Source organism: Leptotrichia sp. oral taxon 847 (genome assembly GCF_001553645.1).
In the GTDB taxonomy this organism is placed as follows: domain Bacteria; phylum Fusobacteriota; class Fusobacteriia; order Fusobacteriales; family Leptotrichiaceae; genus Leptotrichia.
Genome location: NZ_CP014231.1, coordinates 956,712 through 978,086 on the forward strand (window position 1 = coordinate 956,712; position 21,375 = coordinate 978,086).

Annotated in this window: 16 protein-coding genes and 1 pseudogene; 11 read left to right on the top strand and 6 right to left on the bottom strand. The window is 27.4% G+C overall.

The window, feature by feature from the left end; genetic code table 11:
- Positions 1-6: 6 nt before the first annotated feature.
- The 5 genes from AXF11_RS04390 (at position 7) to AXF11_RS04410 (ending at position 8,644) form a co-directional block, all read left to right on the top strand.
- Positions 7-1,245: an RluA family pseudouridine synthase gene (locus tag AXF11_RS04390; RefSeq protein WP_068155305.1), complete on the top strand. Its 1,239-nt coding sequence runs from the start codon at positions 7-9 to the stop codon at positions 1,243-1,245.
- Between the two features lie 84 nt (positions 1,246-1,329).
- Complete coding sequence (locus tag AXF11_RS04395) at positions 1,330-2,679, top strand: MATE family efflux transporter (protein WP_068155307.1); 1,350 nt, start codon at positions 1,330-1,332, stop codon at positions 2,677-2,679.
- A 12-nt stretch (positions 2,680-2,691) separates the two neighbouring features.
- Positions 2,692-7,038: a hypothetical protein gene (locus AXF11_RS04400; RefSeq protein ID WP_068155308.1), complete on the top strand. Its 4,347-nt coding sequence runs from the start codon at positions 2,692-2,694 to the stop codon at positions 7,036-7,038.
- Positions 7,039-7,065: 27 nt separating this feature from the next.
- Positions 7,066-7,281, top strand: coding sequence for a glutamyl-tRNA amidotransferase (locus AXF11_RS04405; protein ID WP_231724766.1), 216 nt, complete (start codon positions 7,066-7,068; stop codon positions 7,279-7,281).
- A gap of 151 nt (positions 7,282-7,432) precedes the next feature.
- A complete protein-coding gene (locus AXF11_RS04410; RefSeq protein WP_068153993.1) occupies positions 7,433-8,644 on the top strand; it encodes an IS256 family transposase in 1,212 nt (403 codons plus the stop codon).
- Between the two features lie 163 nt (positions 8,645-8,807).
- Here AXF11_RS04410 and AXF11_RS04415 read toward each other — a convergent pair whose 3' ends face one another.
- Positions 8,808-9,221, bottom strand: a complete 414-nt coding sequence (locus tag AXF11_RS04415) for a hypothetical protein (RefSeq protein WP_068155310.1) — start codon at positions 9,219-9,221, stop codon at positions 8,808-8,810.
- Positions 9,222-9,404: 183 nt separating this feature from the next.
- Here AXF11_RS04415 and AXF11_RS11010 point away from each other — a divergent pair.
- The 5 genes and pseudogenes from AXF11_RS11010 to AXF11_RS04435 all read left to right on the top strand — a co-directional run.
- A pseudogene (locus AXF11_RS11010) lies at positions 9,405-9,575 on the top strand (LysR family transcriptional regulator); the annotation flags it as partial.
- 21 nt (positions 9,576-9,596) lie between these two features.
- Positions 9,597-10,286, top strand: coding sequence for a LysR family transcriptional regulator substrate-binding protein (locus tag AXF11_RS04420; RefSeq protein ID WP_231724767.1), 690 nt, complete (start codon positions 9,597-9,599; stop codon positions 10,284-10,286).
- Positions 10,287-10,333: 47 nt separating this feature from the next.
- Positions 10,334-11,485, top strand: coding sequence for an alpha/beta hydrolase (locus tag AXF11_RS04425; RefSeq protein WP_197416847.1), 1,152 nt, complete (start codon positions 10,334-10,336; stop codon positions 11,483-11,485).
- A 485-nt stretch (positions 11,486-11,970) separates the two neighbouring features.
- Positions 11,971-12,378 carry a MerT protein gene (locus tag AXF11_RS04430; protein ID WP_231724768.1) on the top strand — a complete coding sequence of 136 codons (408 nt, stop codon included), beginning with the start codon at positions 11,971-11,973 and terminating at the stop codon, positions 12,376-12,378.
- Positions 12,379-12,609: 231 nt separating this feature from the next.
- Positions 12,610-13,863, top strand: a complete 1,254-nt coding sequence (locus AXF11_RS04435; protein ID WP_068155313.1) for a dicarboxylate/amino acid:cation symporter — start codon at positions 12,610-12,612, stop codon at positions 13,861-13,863.
- A gap of 201 nt (positions 13,864-14,064) precedes the next feature.
- Here AXF11_RS04435 and tnpA read toward each other — a convergent pair whose 3' ends face one another.
- The 5 genes from tnpA to AXF11_RS10715 form a co-directional block, all read right to left on the bottom strand.
- Complete coding sequence (tnpA, locus tag AXF11_RS04440; RefSeq protein ID WP_068154106.1) at positions 14,065-14,526, bottom strand: IS200/IS605 family transposase; 462 nt, start codon at positions 14,524-14,526, stop codon at positions 14,065-14,067.
- 183 nt (positions 14,527-14,709) lie between these two features.
- Positions 14,710-15,405 (bottom strand): FAD-dependent oxidoreductase, encoded by a 696-nt coding sequence (locus AXF11_RS04445; protein ID WP_068155315.1) that lies wholly within the window; start codon positions 15,403-15,405, stop codon positions 14,710-14,712.
- 193 nt (positions 15,406-15,598) lie between these two features.
- The gene (locus AXF11_RS04450; RefSeq protein WP_068155317.1) at positions 15,599-16,525 is read right to left on the bottom strand and encodes an acyltransferase; all 927 of its coding nucleotides are present in this window, start codon (positions 16,523-16,525) and stop codon (positions 15,599-15,601) included.
- 126 nt (positions 16,526-16,651) lie between these two features.
- Entirely contained in the window at positions 16,652-17,854 is a 1,203-nt protein-coding gene (locus AXF11_RS04455; protein WP_068155320.1) for a phosphoglycerate kinase, read from the bottom strand.
- Complete coding sequence (locus AXF11_RS10715) at positions 17,847-17,987, bottom strand: hypothetical protein (protein ID WP_197416848.1); 141 nt, start codon at positions 17,985-17,987, stop codon at positions 17,847-17,849. The genes AXF11_RS04455 and AXF11_RS10715 overlap by 8 nt, the downstream gene beginning before the upstream one ends.
- Positions 17,988-18,336: 349 nt before the next feature.
- Here AXF11_RS10715 and recJ point away from each other — a divergent pair, with 349 nt between their 5' ends.
- Positions 18,337-21,276, top strand: coding sequence for a single-stranded-DNA-specific exonuclease RecJ (recJ, locus tag AXF11_RS04460; RefSeq protein ID WP_068155322.1), 2,940 nt, complete (start codon positions 18,337-18,339; stop codon positions 21,274-21,276).
- The last annotated feature ends 99 nt before the right edge of the window (positions 21,277-21,375 follow it).

The window sequence follows — 21,375 nt, forward strand, 5'->3', positions numbered from 1 at the left end:
TAAATAGTGAAAAAATTTAGGATTGAAAAGGAACATCAGAGGATGAAAATCTCGCAGTATTTACGGGAAGTACAGAATTATTCGGGAAGAAGTTTGAGAAATGTGGAAGTTTTTTTGAATGGAAAGCAAGTAAGATTAACTAAGAAATTGCCGTCACACGGAAACTTGAGAGTTGTTGAGAAGAAAAAGGGGACAGATATTAAGCCCATTAAACTGCCACTTGATATTATTTTTGAAGATGAGGATATTTTGGTTGTGAATAAGGAGCCATTTTTGCTGACACATCCGACACAGAAAAAAGCTGATTTTACACTTGCAAACGGAATTGTAAATCATTTTTTAGAGAAATATGGTGAAGTTCGAGTGCCACGATTTTACAACAGGCTCGATATGAATACATCTGGACTAATTATTATTGCAAAAAATAGCTTTGCACAGGCATTTTTACAAAATTTTTCGATTTTTGAGAAAAAATATCTGGCGATTGTGAATGGAATTATTGATGACAAGGAAATTGCTAGAATCAACGAAGAACTTGCAAAAGATGGGGAAAAATATAAGATTCAGGATTTGGAAAAGGAAAATTTGAAACCTGAAATTGAAAAAGTTAATTTTGGAGAAATAAAAAAATATGATGAAATGGAGAAAATAGAAAACAATTCAACTATTGAAAATAAAGATAATAAAATTGGAGAAAATACAGGTTTTAACAGTAAAAAAGAAAATAATAATTTAAGTTTGGAAAGTAAAAGTAATTTTGAAAATATAAATTTTAAAATAAATGAAAATATGGATTTTAACAGCAAAAATACAAAAGATAATTTAAATTTGAAAAATAAAAATGATTTTAATAATGAAATTTTGGAAAAAAATGGAATAAATAAAATAGTTATTGAAAGACGGATTTTTCGGGATGGGGATAATTTGGAAAGAATAATTGATGATCGGGGGCAATACGCAAAAACGGCTGTAAAAGTCTTGAAAACTTATCCTGAAAAAAATGTGACATTAGTAGAATGTGAACTTTTTACAGGGAGAACACATCAAATTCGAGTTCACCTGAAATCCATCGGACACACAATCGTAGGAGACGAACTTTATGGAAATGGCTTAAATAAAGAACTTGGAATAAATAGACAATTTTTGCACGCCTACAAGGTAAAATTTACACATCCTGCAACAAAAAAGGAAGTTGAACTGGAAATACCAATGTTTGCGGATATGAAGGAATTTTTGAAAAAATAGAAAAATTATATTTTTTACAAAAAACTATTTTTAAAATAAGAATAAAAAATTTACAATTTAAAAAGCAAAAAGAAAGGACAAAAAATGAAAAAATTTAATTTTTCGGTTGATTTGATAAATGATAATATTTTGAAGTCGCTTCTGATTTTTTCGGTACCGATACTTGTGTCGAATATTTTTCAGCAGCTTTACAATATGGCGGATATTGCTATTGTGGGGCATACTTTGGGAGATAACTCGCTTGCGGCTATTGGGGCTTCGGCGGCTATTTTTGAGCTGATTTTTGGATTTGCGTTAGGAATCGGAAATGGGCTTAGTATGGTTACTGCTAGAAATTATGGGGCGAATAATAAGAATCTTTTGAAAAAGTCTGTAGCTGGTTCAATTGTTATTGGAATCTGGATTACTGTGGGAGTAATGATTTTATCACGGTTTATTCTTATGCCGCTGCTAAAAATTTTGCATACGCCTGAAAATATTATAAAAGAAGCATTTGAATACATAAACATAATAACAATATTTATTGGTGTCACTTTTTCATACAACTTGTCATCAGGACTTTTGCGTGCAATCGGAAACAGTTTTATGTCGCTTGTATTTTTGGTAATTGCCTCAATTTTAAATATTTTTCTTGATATTTATTTTATAACTTCCCTTAAAATGGGAATTGGCGGAGCTGCGGTTGCAACAGTTATTGCACAGGCAATTTCAGTTATCTTGAGTATTATCTACATTTACGTAAAAGAGCCAATTTTAATACCTAGAAAAAAACATTTCAGATTTGATAAAAAATTGTACAAGGAACTGCTTGGACAGGGACTTTCTATGGGATTTATGATTGCAATTGTTCTTATGGGAACGCTGATTTTACAGTATGCGATAAATGGGTTTGGGTACTTGATTATCGCTGGGCATACTTCGGCAAGAAAACTTATGGGATTTTGCAACATTCCGCTAACTACAATAGCACTCGCACTTGCAACTTTCGTTTCCCAAAATAAAGGTGCAAACAAAGTAGATAGAATCCGAAAAGGCGTATTTTACGCTAATATGATGGATATAATTTTTGCAATTGGAATCACAATTTTTGTATATTTATTTTCCAAAAACATGATCCATCTGATGTCAGGTTCTGAATCTGAAATCGTTCTCCACAACGGCTCAACCTACCTAAAAATCGCCTCTCCATTTTTCACAATACTAGGAGTTCTTCTTAACTTGCGATACGCTTTACAGGCTCTTGGAGAGAAATTAATCCCTCTTGTTTCCAGTATAATCGAATTTTTTGGAAAAATAATCTTCGTAATTTTTATCGTGCCGAAATTGGGTTATTTTGGAGTAATGATTTGCGAGCCACTGATTTGGATTGTAATGGTGGGGCAACTGGGAATTGCGTTTTATGGGAATAGGTATGTGAAAAATTACGAGAAATAGAAAGGATGAAAAATGAATTGGAAAATTTTTGAAGTAAAGTATGAAGGAAAAGAAACGTCTAAATTTGAAGAATTAGCATATAAACTATTCTGTTCAGAATTTGAATGTGAAACAGGAATATTCAGATACCATAATCAAACTGGTATTGAAACAGAGCCAATAAATAAAAATGGAAAAAATTATGGTTTTCAAGCTAAATATTATACTACTTCAATTAGTTCAAATAAAACTGATATTATAAATTCAATAAAAAAAGCAAAATCAAAAAATCCTGCATTAAATATAATATATTTATATCTTAACAAAGAATTATCTGAAAGTTCTAAAATTAACCAAAAAAAACCAAGCTATCAAATGGAAATTGAAAAAGATGCTAAAAAACTGCAAATTGAAATTGTATGGAGAGTTCCAAGTAATTTAGAAATACAATTATCACTTCCAGAAAATAGGCACATTTATAATGAATTTTTTCATTTAGGAGAAATAATTGAAGATGAAAAATTAATTTCTCAGATTAAAAATTTAAACAATGAATACAAGAAACTTTTTTCTTCTTTGAAAGCAGGGTTAATAGAAAGAAAAGAAACATATGATTGTATAGAAAAAATAAAAAAAGATAATTCAATAATTATTCATGGAAAAGCAGGATATGGAAAAAGTGGTTGTACTATGGGAATAATAAATTATTGTGAAGAAAAAGAAATAGAATACATTGCTATAAAGTTAGATAAACGTATTCCTAATGGAAATTTATCAGATTGGAGCAAAAAATTAGGTTTTCCTTTAACTATACCAGAAGTAATCAATCAAATTTCATCTGATAAAAAAGCAGTTATTATATTAGATCAATTAGATGCTATACGATGGACAGAATCAAATTCTTATGAAGCAATTTCAATTTGTACAGAGTTGATAAATAAAGTAAAAAAATTGAATATAGACAGGGAACAAAAAATTTCTATTATTTTTGTATGTAGAACATATGATTTAGAAAATGATAATAATATCAAATTCTTATTCAATCAAAATAATGAAAATGAATTAAAATGGAAAAAAATAGAAGTAGAAAAATTAAGCAAAGAAGATACAAAAGAACTTGTGGGAGAAAAATATTTAAATTTTATTCCTAAATTAAAAGATTTATTAAGAATACCTAGTAATTTATATATTTGGGAACATTTAGATTTTAAAAAAGATGAGATACAGTATAATATTACAACAACAAAGGATTTAATCAAAAAATGGTTTGAACAATTACAAGATAAAGTTATGGAATCAGGATTCATAAAAACTGAAAAAATTGAAGAAGTTAAGAATATACTGATTAGTGATTTAGAAAAAAGTGGAAAATTATATTCTCAAAAAAGAAAATTTAATAGTGTTAAGGAAGGATTAAAATATCTGAATTCTGCTGGAATGTTAAATATTCAAGAAGATAAAGTGTCATTTTTTCATCAATCAATATTTGATTATTTTATATCAGAACTAATGATAGAAAAATTTGAGGAAGGATTAGATATAATAGAAATTATCGGAGATAAAGATAAGCAAACTCCAAACAGACGTTATCAAATTCAAATGTTTTTACAAACTTTATTAGAAGAAAACAGTGAAGAGTTTCTTGATTTTGGAGAAAAGTTACTTGACAATGATGGAGTAAGATATTATATAAAAAATTTATTTTATGAAATTTTAGGTCAGGTTTCAAAAGAAGAAATAGATGAAGTTATTTCAGAATATATTATTGAAAATTGTGAAAGAGAAGATATATTTAATGAAATAATATATGGTAGGAAACAATATATTTCTATATTGAGAGATAATCAAGTTTTAGATAAATGGTTTAATAATAATTTAAGTGAAAAAGAAAAAGTTTTCAAATTACTGCAAAGTCAGATATATTTTTATAATAATTTTGATATCAAAGATTTTGAATTTATTCAAAAATATAGTTTTAAAAATTTGGAAGACGACAAAAAAATTATAGAAACTATTCAGAAAGATAAAATGTATAATGAGATAGATAAAATATTTGATTTGAGAATTGAATTTTATAAAAAATACCCTGAATGGATTGATAGATATATAGATATTAAGGAAATACCGAAAAAAGAAGAAAGAATGATTATATTTTTAGAGTTATGCTTATCTAAGAAGAGGGAAATTGGTATTCAAATATTAGACGAATATCAGATTCAAAATATTTTTGAGTATTTTACTCAAAATGAAATAAAAAATGAAGAATTTATATTTGAAAAACTTTTGGAGAAAGTACCTGGATATAAGTATGAAGATATAAAATATAAAAATTGTGATTGGAATGGAAGTAATAAGAAATACACAATTGAAAGACTATGTTTAGAATTATTGAAAAGAGCAAGTATAAAGTTAGTTTTAAATAATGATTTTGATAAATTTTATTCATATTATGAAAAATATATTGGAAAAGATTTTGTATTATTTAATGAAATTATATTACATTCTTTTGAAGTTGCTGATGTGAAGTATAGTGATAAAATAATAAAGTATATATGTGAAAATTTTGAAGAAAATAAAATTTTTGATATAACAAGTGATTCAAATGATAAATTAAAAGTATTAAAAAATATTATAAAAAAACATTCTGAAAATTGTAATGAAGAATTATATTTAAAATTGGAAGATAAAATTTATTTTTACTGTGATCCATATTATAGAATACATTTGGAATACTACAGAAAAAATAAGAATAAAACTATAGTAGATTGTAATATAAAAATAAATGGTCAATTGCAGAAGGAATTATTTTCTTATCTGCCTTTAAATAGAAAAAGCAAAAAAATAGAAGATTTAGAAAAAGTATTGGAAAGAAAATTTTTAAATGATAAAATTACAAAGTTTAAAAAAGGAAATAATTTTTATGGAGGAACAGTTGTATCTCCGATAAAAAGCAAAGAAATAGGAGAAAAACAATGGTTAAAAATATTAACTAATAAAAAATTATATGATAAAAAATCACAAAAAAAAGTTGAAGAGGGATTTATTGAAAGTTCTTTAGAAATGTACACGATAGAATTTTCAAGAGCTGTATCAAGAAATCCACAAAAAATGATAGACTTAGTAATAAAAAACAAAAAGGATGTATTGAAAGAATTTATAGAACCATTATTTGATGGAGTTTCGAGAAGTGAGTATTTAAACAAACTTTCACAAAAAAAATTAGAGAAATTATTTTTAGAATTTCCTTGTGATTATAAAAGTCGAAGAGCTATTTATTTTTGTGATATTATTAGAGAAAGAAGTAATTTTAAATGGTCTAACAAAATATTAGAGCATTTAAAAGATATAGTGGTTAATCATAATGATTTTAAAAGTAGAGAATTAAACATATGGAGTTCAGGGAAAGAAAATATAAATAATATTGCCCCTGATAGCATTTTATTAAATTCAATTAATGGTTTAAGTGGAAGTTGGACAGGTGCCGTAAGTCAAATACTAAGAAATACTCCTGAATTATTTTATGAATTTAAAGATTTTATCGAAAAAATAATACAAAATGAAAATATAATAATAAATTTTTCTGTTTTTGAGATATTAAATATAACTTGTAATATTGAAAAAGAATGGACTTTAGAAAAAGTAATAAATTTATATGAAAAGGATATTAGATTGATAAATGGATATTATTCTTCAATAATGGATAAACTATACTATTCCAAATATAAAGAAAGATTTGTTAAAATAATAGAAAAATGTTACAATTCTCAATATAAAGACCTAATTAAAATAGGAGCAATATATATAGTAAACTCATATTTAATTTATGGTGATTTTAAAGATAAAATAGAAAAAATTTATTTAATAGACGGAGAAAAGCTGAACTATATTTTGGAAGAATTAATAAATAAGTTTGATAGTAGTATAAAATATAATAATGAAATAAAAGAAATAATACTAAAATTAAAAGAAAAAGAATTAAATTATTATTCTTTAGAAAAATTATTTAATCATAGAAAAATAGATTTATCAAGAGATAAGGAATTTTTATTAGAGCTTATGAAATTTAAAAATATTGATAAAATAATTCATTCTTTTTTAGAATATTTAGAGGAAAGAGCAGTTTCAATTTTAGATTATGCAGATATAATTATTAATTTATGTGAAAATATCTTAAGTAAAGATAAAAAATTATTACAATCTGAATTAATGATAATGTCAGATATTTCAAAACTCACAGTTAAGCTATATGATGAAACTTCAAATAGTAAATTAAATAAAAATAAAGAAATAGCTATGAAATGTTTAGATTTTTGGGATATAATGTACGAAAAAGGGTTAGTATATGCAAGAGAAGCAATAAAAGAGTTGATGAATAGATAATAAATCAAAAAAAGAAAGATTTTAGAAGTGCAAATTCAAAAGATAATGGAGTTTTTTGAAACTAATGATGAACTTACACGATTGGAATTAGAAAAACTTTTGAATGTAAAAGAAAGTCGTGCGAGAGATTTGTTAAGATATTTGGTGAAAAATAATATGTTACAAAAAATAGGAGCAACTAGAAATATCAGATATATAAAGACCGTCGGAAAAAATCAATCGCAAAAACCATCGGAAAAATGATATAAACAAATTGCTTCAAATACTTAAAGATAGGGATTTTTGAGAAAATATTATTAAATTCGATTGGTAAAAAAGGGTGTGTAAAAATTTTTGTGTAAACCTCTAAATAATATATGGTAAAATAACTGTATAATATTTGGAGGTTTTTGTTATGACTAAAAAGAAAATTGACAACGAAATTTTTAAAACACTGATTGAGGATTACAATATTAAAGATACTAATGATATTAAGGATATGCTTAAGGATTTGCTTTCGGGTACTATCCAAACCATGCTTGAAGCTGAAATTGAGCATGAACTGGGGTATGCTAAACATTCTATGAAAGATAAGACTACTTCTAATGCTAGAAATGGACATTCCAAGAAAACTGTTAGAAGTGAGTATGGCAATCTTGATTTAGATATTCCTAGAGATAGAAATGCTGAGTTTGAGCCTCAAATCATCCCTAAATATCAAAGAGAAATTACTGGCATTGAAGGACAGATTCTTTCTCTTTATGCTAAAGGAATGAGCAATAGAGATATCGAGGACCATCTCAATAATCTTTATGGAATTGATGTTTCGCCATCTATGATCAGTAAAATTACAGATAAAATTATACCTGAAATTAGGGAATGGCAGTCTAGACAGCTTGAGGATGTATACCCAATAGTTTTTATGGATGCTATCCATTACAGCGTAAGAAAAGATGGAGTTGTTGTTAAAAAGGCGGTATATTTAGCTATAGGAATAGATAAGGAAGGGCGAAAGGAGGTCTTAGGATTTTGGATAGGAGAAAATGAATCAAGCAAGTACTGGCTAAATGTTTTAAATGAATTAAAAAACAGAGGAGTTCAGGATATACTAATTATGTCTGTTGATAATTTAAAAGGGTTCAGCGAAGCAATATCTTCGGTGTTCCCTAAGACAGAAATTCAAAAATGTGTGGTTCATCAAATTAGAAACAGCATAAGATACATATCTTACAAAGATGTAAGGGAATTTACATCAGACTTAAAAGAAATGTACAATGCACCAACACTGGAACAGGCAGAGTTTAAACTGGATGAACTAGAAGAAAAATGGGGTAAAAAGTATATGGCAGTAATTAATTCCTGGAGAAGTAACTGGAATGAGTTGACAACATACTTTAAATATGATACAAAGATAAGAAAGCTGATATATACGACAAACCCGATAGAAAGCTTAAACAGACAATTAAGAAAGTATACGAAGACAAAATCACTTTATCCGACAGATGAAGCATTGATGAAGTCAGTATATTTAAGTTTAAAGGAAGCAACAAGGAAATGGACTGGAAGAATACCGGGCTGGGGAGAAATATATTCTCAGTTAAGTATTTATTTTGAAGGAAGGATTTAAAAACAGGATGATAAAAATACCATCCTGTACCATATATTATATTTTGAGTTTACACAAAATTCTGGACACTCTCGTAAAAAACCGTCGGAAAAAAATCAAGCAACGAAAATCACTAAGAAATCGTTGCTTAAAAATTATTAATTATTTTTTGTATTTTGATAATTTAATTTGTTATAAGACTGCAAAGTTTTTTGTTATCTGAAATACGATATAAATCCATTTTAGGTCTATTTTTTTTATCAAACGAATAAGATAGTTTGTAATTTGAAAAAACTTGTGTTTTGTCACTCAAGTTTGTAAAATAGATAGAATTTTCATTTTCTTTTACTTCGTAATCTAATTGTGAAAGTTCAAGCGAAACTTTTCCTGTTTTTAATGCTGCACGATTATCCAATATGCTAACTGAAATAGACGGCTTGCCGTTTTCATTCAAGAATTTTATATAAGTAAGTCCCTTAAAAGTTCTGTCAACAGAATGAGGACATCTCCAAACTTCAGAAGATATTTGGTCGATATTAGTGTCAGAAAAACTTAAACTGCAAATTAACAAAGAAAATAAAAATATAATTTTTTTCATAAAATCACTCCTAAATAATAAATTTTGCATATATTTTATAATATTTTTTTAGGAAAATCAATAATAAAAACTAATATTTATAATTTCACATATTTAGTATAATATAAAACAATAAAAATATCTAATATTTATAATTAACACTCAACCATTATTTTTAGTTATAATAAAAAGAAGGAGGCAAAAATAGAATTAAGAGTTTTAAAATATTTTTTAGTTGTAGCAACAGAAAGAAATATTTCTAATGCGGCGAAAATTCTTTATGTTTCACAGCCAGCACTTTCAAAGCAATTAAAAAATCTGGAAGAAGAGTTGGGTGTTATTCTTTTTAAAAGAGGGAATCGGAATATTACTTTAACAGAAGATGGTGTTTATTTTTTGACAAAAGCGAAAGAAATTTTATCATTGGTTGATACAACGGTCGCTAACTTGACACAAGAAGGTATTATTGGAGGAGAGATAAATATTGGTGCAGGTGAGAGTGCTCAAATGGGACATATTTTTAAGATTATTAATGATATGATGATTGATTATCCAAATATAAAAACAAATGTTACTAGTGGAAATGCAGACGAAATGCTTTTAAAACTGGATAATGGAACTTTAGATTTTGCAATTACATTTGGGTTTGTGGATAAAAGTAAATATGAGCATTTGAGTTTGCCCTGGTATGATAAATGGGGATTGCTTGTGAGAAAGGATAATTTTCTTGCAAAAAAAGACCATATTTTGTCCAAAGATTTAGAAAACATTCCTTTAATTATTTCAAATCAAACAAATATAGATAATTTTTTAGCTGGATGGATAGGAAAAAGTATAGAAAATTTTAATGTTGTAGGTACTTATAACTTACTTTATAATGCATCATTAATGGCAAAGAAAAATATTGGAAGTGTTCTATGTTTTGATGGAATAATAAATACGAGTGAAAGCAATTTGAAATTCATTCCATTAAAACCAGAGCTTGAAACAGAGATGAGCATTATTTGGAAAAAAAATCAAACTTTATCAAATGTTTCAAAAAAATTTTTAGAAAATTTGAAAATATACATTTCTAATTATAACTAAAAATTATAGTTATATATAGATTATAAGTATTTGAAATAGTAAAAAAAATGATGTACAATTCACTTGTGAAAAACGAAAGAAATAAAACATCAAAACAAAGGAATGTGATAGCAATGTTAAGAAAAAGATTATTAGTAACTGCAATATTAGGAATAACAAGTATAGGAGGAAATATTATGGCAATACCTACAATTAAACAAGTGAAAGATTCGAGTATAAAATTAGAACAAAAATGGGATAAAATTTTCCCGGAAAGTAATAAAGTTGAGCATACGAAAGTTATGTTTAAAAATCGTTATGGAATAACTCTGGTTGGAGATTTGTATGTTCCAAAAAATATTGGAAATCAAAAACTATCCGCAATAGCAATTTCAGGTCCATTTGAAGCAGTTAAAGAGCAATCATCAGGACTATATGCTCAAACATTGGCAGAAAGAGGATTTGTAACATTAGCGTTTGATGGTTCATATACTGGAGAAAGTGGAGGACAGCCAAGAAATGTTCCATCACCTGAAATTAACACGGAAGACTTTAGTGCGGCAGTTGACTTTTTAGGAACACAATCATTTATAGATAGAGATAAAATTGGAATTTTAGGAATTTGTGGATGGGGAGGATTTGCCTTAAATGCAGGAATTTCAGATACTCGTATTAAAGCAGTGGCAACTTCCACTATGTATGACCTGACAAGAGTTGCTGCAAAAGGTTATAACGATTCAGTTGATGCAGAAGAAAGATATAATCAGAAAAAACAATTAAATGAAGCTAGATGGACAGCTGTTGAAAATAATTATGCTGATCTAAATCCAGCCAATAATTTAAGAAAAGAACAAATTACAGCAGAAACTCCAAAATTTATTGCAGAATACTCTGATTACTACACAACAAAAAGAGGTTTCCATAAGAGAGCAGTAAATTCTAATCCTAATGGTTCCTGGACTACAACTGGAATGCTTTCATTGATTAATATGCCAATTTTACAATATGCTTCTGAAATGAGAGCACCTACTTTAATAGTTGCTGGTGAAAATGCACATTCAAGATACTTTTCAGAAGATGCTTATAAAGCATTAGGAAATAAAAATAAAGAATTATACATTGTAAAAGGTGCAGTGCATACAGATTTATATGATGGTGGTGGAAAAAATCTAATTCCATTTGATAAATTTGAAAGTTTCTTTAAAAATAATTTGAAATAAAATGATAAATTTATACTAAACCCTATTTAAATAACGAATTTATAATTTTTCTAATTAAAGGATATAAACCTAATATTTTCAAATGATTAAAACATAATTTTCACTTTTTAAACAGATTCTAGTATAAATTAATCCGTCGGAGCATTTTTATGTGCTGGCAAAACTGTTTGAGCATAGCGAGTTTTTTGTCAGTGCGGAAAAATGTCGTAGACTAACCATAGGTTGTAGGATTTGCGGCAATGAGCAATCCTACGAAAATAAAAAAGAAAAAACATAGGATTATGAAAAAATATTTATTAATAAAATGTCCAAAAAATAATAAAAAATAATTTAGTTGAATAATTATAAATTAATTATCAAACAACTCTATTATAAAAATTTATTTCTATTTTCAAAAAAGATTTGGTATTAGGCTATTGTATTTTGCAGTAGCCTTTTTTTGTTGTATAATAGTTTTATAAATTGATATTGAAGGAGAAAAAAGTATGGAAAAAAATAAAAATAAATTTATGTCAAAAACAAAAAGTTTTTTAGTATTAGTTTTATTTACAGTAATTTACTTTTTCTTTCAGAAAACAATATATCCAGCATTGGCATTTTTGTTTTGGTTAATTTTTGGAATTTCGTTTAGTGTAATACTTTTTAATAGTTTGACACTTTTAAATCTTCCAGAATGGCTTACGATTTTTTTTAATATAAGTTTTTCTGTAATTGCTTTAATAATAGTACTTCGATTTATATTTTATTTAGGATATTTCTTATGTAGTGAATTTTTGAAAAAAATGAATAAAGCTGTATTAGGGAGTGTAATGATAGCAATTTTAATCTTTTTTTTGTATAAAATTTTTACAGAACCTAATGAAGATACAGCAATGTTTGCACCAACACAGTGAAAAATGTATATTTTCTCACATATTTTTTATACAATCAAAATGTTTTTTAGCGATAAAGTTAACGAAATATTAGATGAGTCAAATTTAAAAGAAAACAAACATATTAAAAAAATATTTAAAAATAATAAATTTTTTCAAAATAGGTTGTAAATTTTTTCATAAAAAGTTAAAATATAAGATATATTACAAAATTTTGGAAAGGAGGCAGTATTCTATACTGTTAAAAAATTTATGAAAAAATTTGGCTTGACAACCAGAATTATGATTGGACTGGCACTTGGGGTTGTATTTGGGTTGATTTTGAGTCCTTTTTCACAAAACCCGTTTGTAAAAGATGTTGTTATTGATTCGGTTCTTGCATTTTTTGGGGGAATGTTTATCAATCTTATGAAAGTTATGATTGTACCGCTTGTTTCTATTTCTCTTGCGATGGGAGCAGCTTCCATTGGAGATGTAAAAAAACTTAGAAGAATTGGGACAAAAGTTTTAGGATTTTATTTTGCAACTACCGCAATTGCCGTAATTATTGGATTATTTGTGGCGAAAATTTCCCATATTGGAGAAGGAATGGTCCACGGAGAGCTTCCAAAAGGCGAATATGAAATTGCTCATCAAAGTAAACTTATTGACGTGTTGCTTGACATGATTCCAAAAAATATCGTAAATGCAATGTCAGAAGAAAAAATGTTAGCAATAATAATATTCTTTTTACTCTTAGGAGTTGCAATTACAGCTTTGGGAGATAAAGTTAAAAATTTAAAAACTTTACTTGAAGAAGCAAATGAACTTGTACTAAAGATGGTGGACCTTATAATGCAAGTTGCACCGCTTGGAGTTTTTGCACTGATTTCAAAAGTAGTTGCTTCAACAGGAATAGATGTGCTTGTTAAACTAGTAGGGTTTGTTGTAGTAACATTAATAGCATTTTTAATTCATACAGGAGTTTATCAAATAATGCTTGTAAGTATGGCAAAAATGAATCCAATTAAGTTTTTCAAAAACTTTTTAAACGTTATTTCAGTAGCATTTTCTACATCGAGCAGCAATGCGACAATTCCAGTAAATATTGAAACATTATCAGAAAAATTCGGTGTTTCAGAGGAAATTAGTTCATTTACAATACCACTGGGAGCAACAGTAAACATGGATGGAACTGCAATTATGCAAGGAGTTGCGGCAGTATTTATCGCAAACCTTTATAGTATCCATTTGGGACCAACACAATACATTGGAATTATTTTGACAGCGGTACTAGCTTCAGTCGGTACGGCAGGGGTTCCAGGAGCTGGAATGCTTATGTTGTCACTTGTGTTAAAACAAGCTGGATTGCCACTTGAAGGAATTGGAGTCGTAATTGGTGTTGATAGAATTATTGATATGTTTAGAACAGTTGTAAATATTACAGGAGACGCTGTTTGTACAATTGTTGTGGCAAAGAGTGAAAATGAAATTAGAGAAGTAAATGATAACAATTTCTCTGATTAATCTGAAATGATTTCGTAAAAAATATTTATTCAAAAAATCAATAAAAATAAAATTCAATAGTCAAGACCACCCTTCAAAAGGGTGGCTTGCTCTACGGCTATAAGCCGTCGGGTCTCCTACTTCGCCTAAAGACGATACTTGACCTTCGTTCAAGCTACTGTTGTATTTGACTCGTTGCTACCTCTTAAAGAGGTATCCGTACTACTTGCTACCCTTAAAAGGGTCTTCATATTCCTTTACACTTAATTTGTCCATCGCTATATCATGTTTCTCCTGTTCGGCTATATATTTTTTTATTGTTGCTTCATTTAAGCCTACTGTGCTTACATAATATCCTTCTGACCAGAAATGTCTGTTTCCAAATTTATATTTTAAGTTTGCATGCTTATCAAACATCATCAATGCACTTTTCCCTTTCAGATATCCCATAAAACTTGATACACTTATTTTTGGTGGTATGCTTACCAGCATATGCACGTGATCTTTCATCAGATGTCCTTCTATTATTTCAACTCCTTTATATTCACATAATCTTCTTAAAATTTCTCCCACACTTTTTCTGTATTGACTATATACAATTTTTCGTCTATACTTAGGTGTAAATACTATATGATACTTACACATCCATTTAGTATGAGACAGGCTATTAGTTTTATTAGCCATATAAACACCTTCCTTTCATTAATAGTAGCTTGAACAACTCTATTATAACGGAAGGTGTATTTTGTTGCAAACTTACGTTTCCGCACCCGCATAGCAGGTGGTTTTATGTTTCGCACGCTTTGCGTACTCAACTGACTAAAGTCAATAAGAAAAAAGGCTGTCTTTTTCGACAACCTTCTTTTTTTATCCAAAATTATCAATTTTTACTTTTTTATTGTCCACGCCTTTATCTTTTAATGCTGTTCTCATTGATTTTATAAAATCTTTAGTTCCCACGATATAATAAACATAGTTATTTAAATCTCCAACATGAGCTTCAATAAAATCTCCGTCAATTCTTTTTTGAACTCCTGTCAAAACTTTTATATATTCGTAATTATCACCAAGAGGATAATTTTCCAATTCTTTGTCATAAGTTACAATATCAGGCGTACGATTGCTGTAAAATAATTTTATTTTCCCTTCATGTTTTTCGTCTTTCAATTTTTTGAAAAATGGCAACACTGGCGCAATCCCAATTCCCGAAATTAAAAGAGCTATATTTTGATCTTTAGGAATTTCTACTGGAATAAAGTTTCCAAGTGGTCCAAAAAGTGAAACAGGATCTCCCGTTTTAATTTCTTTATACATCTTTTTAAAATCACTTTCACTTTCACGAACTACAAATTTTAGTACATCTTCTTTTGGATGTGAAGCAATAGATAGTGGTCTCATCATATTGTCTTTGGTTTCAAAATACGGTTCTGGAAATTTAAAATTAACATATTGTCCCACTTCGTATTCAAATCCTTCAGGTTTTGAAACAGTCAGCTCATAAGTTTTATTTGCAACTTTTTCTCTTTTCAGAACTTTTGCCGCCCAATCTTTTTTTATACTCATTTTCTCTCCTTCTATTAATATAGACAATTTTTGTTGTCCATATTTTTTTAAATTAAACTAAAATAAATATGATTACAAAATCATACTACTCTAAAATAATACCCTTAATTTGAGAAAAAATCAACCTTTTTTGTAACAAATGTTATTTTGTAAATAAAATACTTTTATATTAAAAATAACACTTTTATAAAATTTATAATTTTAATTTTGCAAAAAATTTTTTTACAAATATTTCATAAACTATTCCGAGTAAAATACTGATAATCACTGTACTAAAAGATTTAAAAATCATTTCATCGCTAATTTTCGTAACTATTTTTAACACTAATAAATGTACTAAAAATGCGAAATATGTTGAGTTTGCAATAATTTTAACTATTTCATTTCTATTTTTAAAATCAAATTTTATAAAAAAAGTAAAAAATGAAACTGTCATAAAAAATGTTCCAAGTGAATTTTTATCAAAAAAGTCGCTGATTCTATTTCCTGTTTTTAATAAAACATATTTTGTGGAAATTGCACTTATAAAAAATCCGATTAAATAAATTATAATTATTATAGAAAAAGGTACTTTTTTTATTTTATTTCTATCGACCTTTATGTAATAACCCAAAATATAGTAGCCTATAAATTCTGTTATTGGAAAATGCGAAAATGGAATTCTTGGAAGATCAAATTTTATCAAATGCGGATTTAAAATACTACATAAAAACCATAAAATTAATATTATAAAAGTTTCTTTTTTAGCAAATTTCAGAACTTTTTGAAGCCAAGGTGTGATAAAGTAAAGACCCAAAATCATATAAATATACCAAAAATGTGGAGCTACAATTTCTTTTCCTTGTAATACTGGCATTATTTTTACTTTATTTACAAAAATATAAACCACATTAAAAAATATGAAAAGTGGGAATATTCCTTTAATTCTTTTCTTAAAAAACACTGACATCTTTTCTGATTTATCCAAAAGCAAATATCCACTAACCATTATAAATAAATTGACTCCTATAGAGATTATGCCATATAACAAAATCCATATATTTACACCGTACTGAATATTTACTGTATGAAGTAACACGATAAAAATAAAAGCTAAAATTCTGATAATATCAATAGCCATAATTCTCCTATCTAAATTTTTTAATAAAAAATGACTGTTCCCAAAATAATTAATTTCAGAAACAGCCTTAATTAAAATGAAAAAAATTTATATGTAATAACAAATTTTATTTTTTATCATTGCATCTTATTTTTCAGAAATAGCTGCCACACCTGGTAATACTTTTCCTTCTAAGTATTCCAATGAAGCTCCACCACCTGTTGAAATATGAGAGAATTTGTCAGCAAATCCCAATTGAATTGCCGCTGCCGCAGAATCTCCTCCACCAATAATTGTTTTAGCACCTTTTAATTCAGCAATTGCTTTACATACACCAATTGTTCCTTTGGCAAAGTTAGACATTTCAAATACTCCCATAGGTCCATTCCATACTACTGTTTTAGCGCCTTCTAATGCTTTTTTGAACAATTCTACTGACTTTTCACCTATATCTAATCCCATCCATCCATCTTCAATTTCGTCAACTGAAACTGTTTTGAATGGTACATCGTTGCTAAATTTTTGAGCTACAACAGCATCCACTGGTAACAATAATTCAACACCTTTTGCTTTAGCTTTTTCGATTAATGATTTAGCTAAATCTACCTTATCAGCTTCCAATAATGAAGAACCTGTGTTTTTACCCAAAGCTTTTAAGAAAGTGAACATCATTCCACCACCGATAATTACTTTATCAGCTTTTTCTAACAAGTTATCAATAACTCCGATTTTATCAGAAACTTTTGCTCCACCTAAGATAGCTACTAATGGTCTTTCAGGATTATCAACAGCTCCTCCAATGAATTTAATTTCTTTTTCAATTAAGAATCCAACTGCTGATTCTTTAATGTTTGATGCAATTCCTACATTTGAAGCGTGAGCTCTGTGAGCAGTTCCAAATGCATCATTTACGAATACATCTCCAAGTGATGCCCAGTATTTTCCTAATTCAGGATCATTTTTAGATTCTTTTTTACCATCCAAATCTTCAAATCTAGTGTTTTCAAACATTAAAATTTCTCCAGGTTTCAATTCTGCAACCGCTTTTTCTAATTCAGGCCCTCTTGTTACAGGCACAAATTTAACTGGTTTTCCTAATTTTTCCGCCAATACTTTAGCAACAGGTGCCAAAGTTTTTGAAACTTTATCTTCTTCAGTCTTAACTTTTCCTAGGTGAGAAAAAGCTATTACTGCTCCACCGTTGTCTAAAATATAATTTAATGTTGGCAGTGCCGCAGTAATTCTATTATCATTTCCAACAACTCCGTCTTTTATAGGTACGTTAAAATCAACTCTTACTAATACTTTTTTTCCTTTTACGTCTAAATCTTTTAAAGTTTTCTTAGCCATCAGTGCCTCCTAAATTTATTATACTTATTATTTTATTTTCCACTAAAATTATATCACTCTTTAATCTAATTTTCAAGTTATTTATCACACAAAGTTTTACTTTGTCTCCATTTTTAACAGTTCCATTTTTCAAAAACCTATTCAAACTCTTGTAATTTCTTACTTTTCTATGTCAATAGTTTAAACTTTTCTGCGTAATGTCTCATATTTAAAAATATATAAAGCGCTACACAAATTTTCGTAAAAAATATAATTATCTCAATCTCTTTAAAAACAATGTATAGGTTAGATTTTTTGTTATCATGACTATCAAAAATGAGAAGTAAAAAAAATTTTATAAATATATCCAAAAAAATCTATTAATTATAACATATAATTTTAAATAAATTTAAAAATGTGGTAAAATATAAAAGTAAAGTTTTTATATTCCCAAAAACACTTTACACAAATTAATGGGGGAAATTTTAAAAGAGGAGAAAAAAATGAGAAATACTAGATGGCGTTCAAAGATTATTCCTAGTCCACGTCAGGAAAAAGAATACATAAAAAAAAGTGGAAATGATGAAAGAAAAAATTCAAAAAAAATAAAAATTAAAAGAGCAAATCAAAATGAAGCGAAAAAATTTTCGATTGATCAAGATATTCTACAAATTCTTTATTCAAGGGGAATTGATTCAGAAGAAAAAATTAAAAAATTTCTTAATCCCAATTTAAAAGATATTGAGGATCCCTTGGGACTTTGCGATATGGAAAAAGCTGTGATTGAAATTGAAAAAGCGATTTTGAAGCAGAAAAATATTTGGATATATGGGGATTACGATGTTGATGGCATCACTTCCACTTCAGTTTTGTATTTGGCGTTAAAAGAACTTGGAGCGGAAAATGTTAATTATTATATTCCCATTCGAGATGAGGGTTATGGGTTAAATAATGAAGCGCTAAAAAAAATAAAAGATTCAGGAGCGGATTTGATAATTACAGTTGACTGCGGAATTACCGCGTTTTCTGAAGTTGAATTTGCCAATTCAATAGATTTGCCAATAATAATTACCGATCACCACAATCTAAACGGTGGAAGAATTCCAGAAGCTCTGGCAGTTATTAATCCCAAAAGAAAGGAAAATAGTTTTTCTTTTGAGTTTTTGGCTGGAGTTGGAACTATTTTTATGGTTATGATTTCTCTTTTTGAAAGAGCTGGAAAAAAAGAAGATACCAATAAATATTTAGATTTAGTGGCAATTGGGACGGTCGCAGATATTGTTCCTCTTACAGATGAAAATAGAATTTTTACAAAATTCGGATTGGAACAATTATTTCACACAAGACATAAAGGGTTAAAATTTTTACTTTATAAATTATTTTTTTCAAATCAGCAAAATACTGAAAAAATTGAATACACAACTTATGATGTAGGATTTATAATAGCACCCGTATTTAATGCGGCAGGTAGGCTCACAGATGCAAAAATGGTTGTAAAACTTTTGATTTCAGATAATGACAGAGAAATTGAAGTAATCGTAAAAGAGCTCATCAATAGAAACTTTGAGAGAAAAGAACTGCAAAATAAAATTGTGGAAAAAATAGAAAATAAAATTGAAAAAACCGATATTTCAAACGACTTTGTAATTGTGGATTATTCACCTGAATATCATCACGGTGTAATTGGAATTGCAGCTTCCAAAATTGTCGATAAATACTATAAGCCTGTAATAATAATGGAAGTAAAAGAAGATGAGGGAGTTGCGGTCGGTTCATGCAGAAGTATTGCAAACTTTAATATTTTGGAAGCGCTTCAATCAATGCCAGAATTATTTTTGAAATTTGGAGGACACTCAGGTGCTGCTGGATTTACTCTTCCAATAAAAAATATTCCACTATTTCAAAAAAAAGTAAATAAATTTGCAAAAACTAAATTGACAAAAAACGATTTTGTGAAAATTATTGAAATTGACAAGCAAATTCCAATACAAAAAATTTCGTACGAATTTTTTCAACTGACAGAAAAGTTAAAACCATTTGGATTTGGAAATCCTACGCCGACTTTCAGAACAAATAATGTTCTTTTTGAAAACATTAAATTTATTGGAGAAAATAGAAATCATATTATGCTTGATCTTAAACAAAAGGGATTTTCTAATAAAAATGCAGTTTGGTTTAATTCGGGAGAATATTTTAAAGATTTAAACAAAAATTTAATTTATGACATTGTTTTTAAATTGAAAACTGAAATGTATCAAAACAGATTTTATACAAAAGTGTATATTGAAGATGTCAAACCATCCAAAATGAAAGACGAAACTTTGCTCTATTACCATTCATTATTCAACACTTCATTCCCACTAAAATCAATTTTTTATACGAATGTTGACTGGGAAGAAGATAAAAAAATAAAAATGAAAGCAAATTTTGATCAAATAGAACTTTTTTGTGGAAGAAAAATTATAGGGCGACTGGATTACAATATCTCAAATATGCTCTTACTATTAAATAAATATTATAATTGGAAATTTTCGGTTGAAATTGAAAACATAAGAAAAACTGAAAACAACAAAATAGTTGAAATTTTGATAAAAAGAAATTACAAATTTAAGTGTTATGAGTACGAAGATGCGGGAATTTTTAAAAAAATAAAAGATTTTTTAATTGGAAAAATGGAATATAACACTCAGACAAAGACATTGCTCGCACAAATTTTTAAACATGATAAAAACTTAATTATAAAAAATTTTTTTAATAAAAAAGAAGAATTTAAATATGAAATGTCAGATTTCAAAATATTTTTGCTTACAATCGGAATTTATTACAAGAAAATGACTTCCAAAAAAAGTCAAATTGTAGTAAAAAGTAGAGATGATTTTGACTACAACGAGCCTTTTATCAACGAATATTTTGAAATAAATGAAAAATATGAAAATGACCATCCATTTACTGTTTTTTATGATTTCGTTCCTAAAAATATTAGTTTTTCTGACAAAAAGAAAAATAATTTGGAAACAGTTTCCGCAGAAGATGAAATTAAAGATTTGAAAAATGAAAATAACAAAAATTTTGAAATAAATGAAGAACTAAAAAAAATTAAATACAACGAAATTAAACAAATTGAATATAAAATTGAAAAAGATGAAGATGACAAAATTAAAGAAAAATTTTGTATAATTTTAAACGACGGCGAATTTTTAAAAAGGCTAAATTTTTCAGAAAAAGAAATGGAAAGAAAAAATATTGCAGAAATTTCAACGGATATTAAAATCAAAAAAAATATTATTTTTCTTGAAAATTTATCAAAAAAAGATAGAAAAAAATTAAATCCCAAAAATATTTACATAAAATATCTGCCTTTCCAGGAAAAAATCAAATTAAAAAAATTGCTTAACGAAGGAAAAATTATTTATTCTGACTATTCAATAAATGATATTTTGTAGAAAATTTATAAAAAGTTAAATTAAAAAAATTTTTTAATAAATAAGTAATTTTACATAATTTAATTTGATCTTTTTACTAACTGAAATAATTAAAAAATT

What these genes read in the sequence shown, in the direction of transcription:
- tnpA (WP_068154106.1), bottom strand. Translation starts at nt 14,526, where the DNA reads ATGGCTAATAAAACTAATAGCCTGTCTCATACTAAATGGATGTGTAAG.
- AXF11_RS04450 (WP_068155317.1), bottom strand. Translation starts at nt 16,525, where the DNA reads ATGGCTATTGATATTATCAGAATTTTAGCTTTTATTTTTATCGTGTTA.
- recJ (WP_068155322.1), top strand. Translation starts at nt 18,337, where the DNA reads ATGAGAAATACTAGATGGCGTTCAAAGATTATTCCTAGTCCACGTCAG.
- AXF11_RS04400 (WP_068155308.1), top strand. Translation starts at nt 2,692, where the DNA reads ATGAATTGGAAAATTTTTGAAGTAAAGTATGAAGGAAAAGAAACGTCT.
- AXF11_RS04435 (WP_068155313.1), top strand. Translation starts at nt 12,610, where the DNA reads ATGAAAAAATTTGGCTTGACAACCAGAATTATGATTGGACTGGCACTT.
- AXF11_RS04455 (WP_068155320.1), bottom strand. Translation starts at nt 17,854, where the DNA reads ATGGCTAAGAAAACTTTAAAAGATTTAGACGTAAAAGGAAAAAAAGTA.
- AXF11_RS04445 (WP_068155315.1), bottom strand. Translation starts at nt 15,405, where the DNA reads ATGAGTATAAAAAAAGATTGGGCGGCAAAAGTTCTGAAAAGAGAAAAA.
- AXF11_RS04430 (WP_231724768.1), top strand. Translation starts at nt 11,971, where the DNA reads ATGGAAAAAAATAAAAATAAATTTATGTCAAAAACAAAAAGTTTTTTA.
- AXF11_RS04395 (WP_068155307.1), top strand. Translation starts at nt 1,330, where the DNA reads ATGAAAAAATTTAATTTTTCGGTTGATTTGATAAATGATAATATTTTG.
- AXF11_RS04415 (WP_068155310.1), bottom strand. Translation starts at nt 9,221, where the DNA reads ATGAAAAAAATTATATTTTTATTTTCTTTGTTAATTTGCAGTTTAAGT.
- AXF11_RS04425 (WP_197416847.1), top strand. Translation starts at nt 10,334, where the DNA reads ATGATGTACAATTCACTTGTGAAAAACGAAAGAAATAAAACATCAAAA.
- AXF11_RS04410 (WP_068153993.1), top strand. Translation starts at nt 7,433, where the DNA reads ATGACTAAAAAGAAAATTGACAACGAAATTTTTAAAACACTGATTGAG.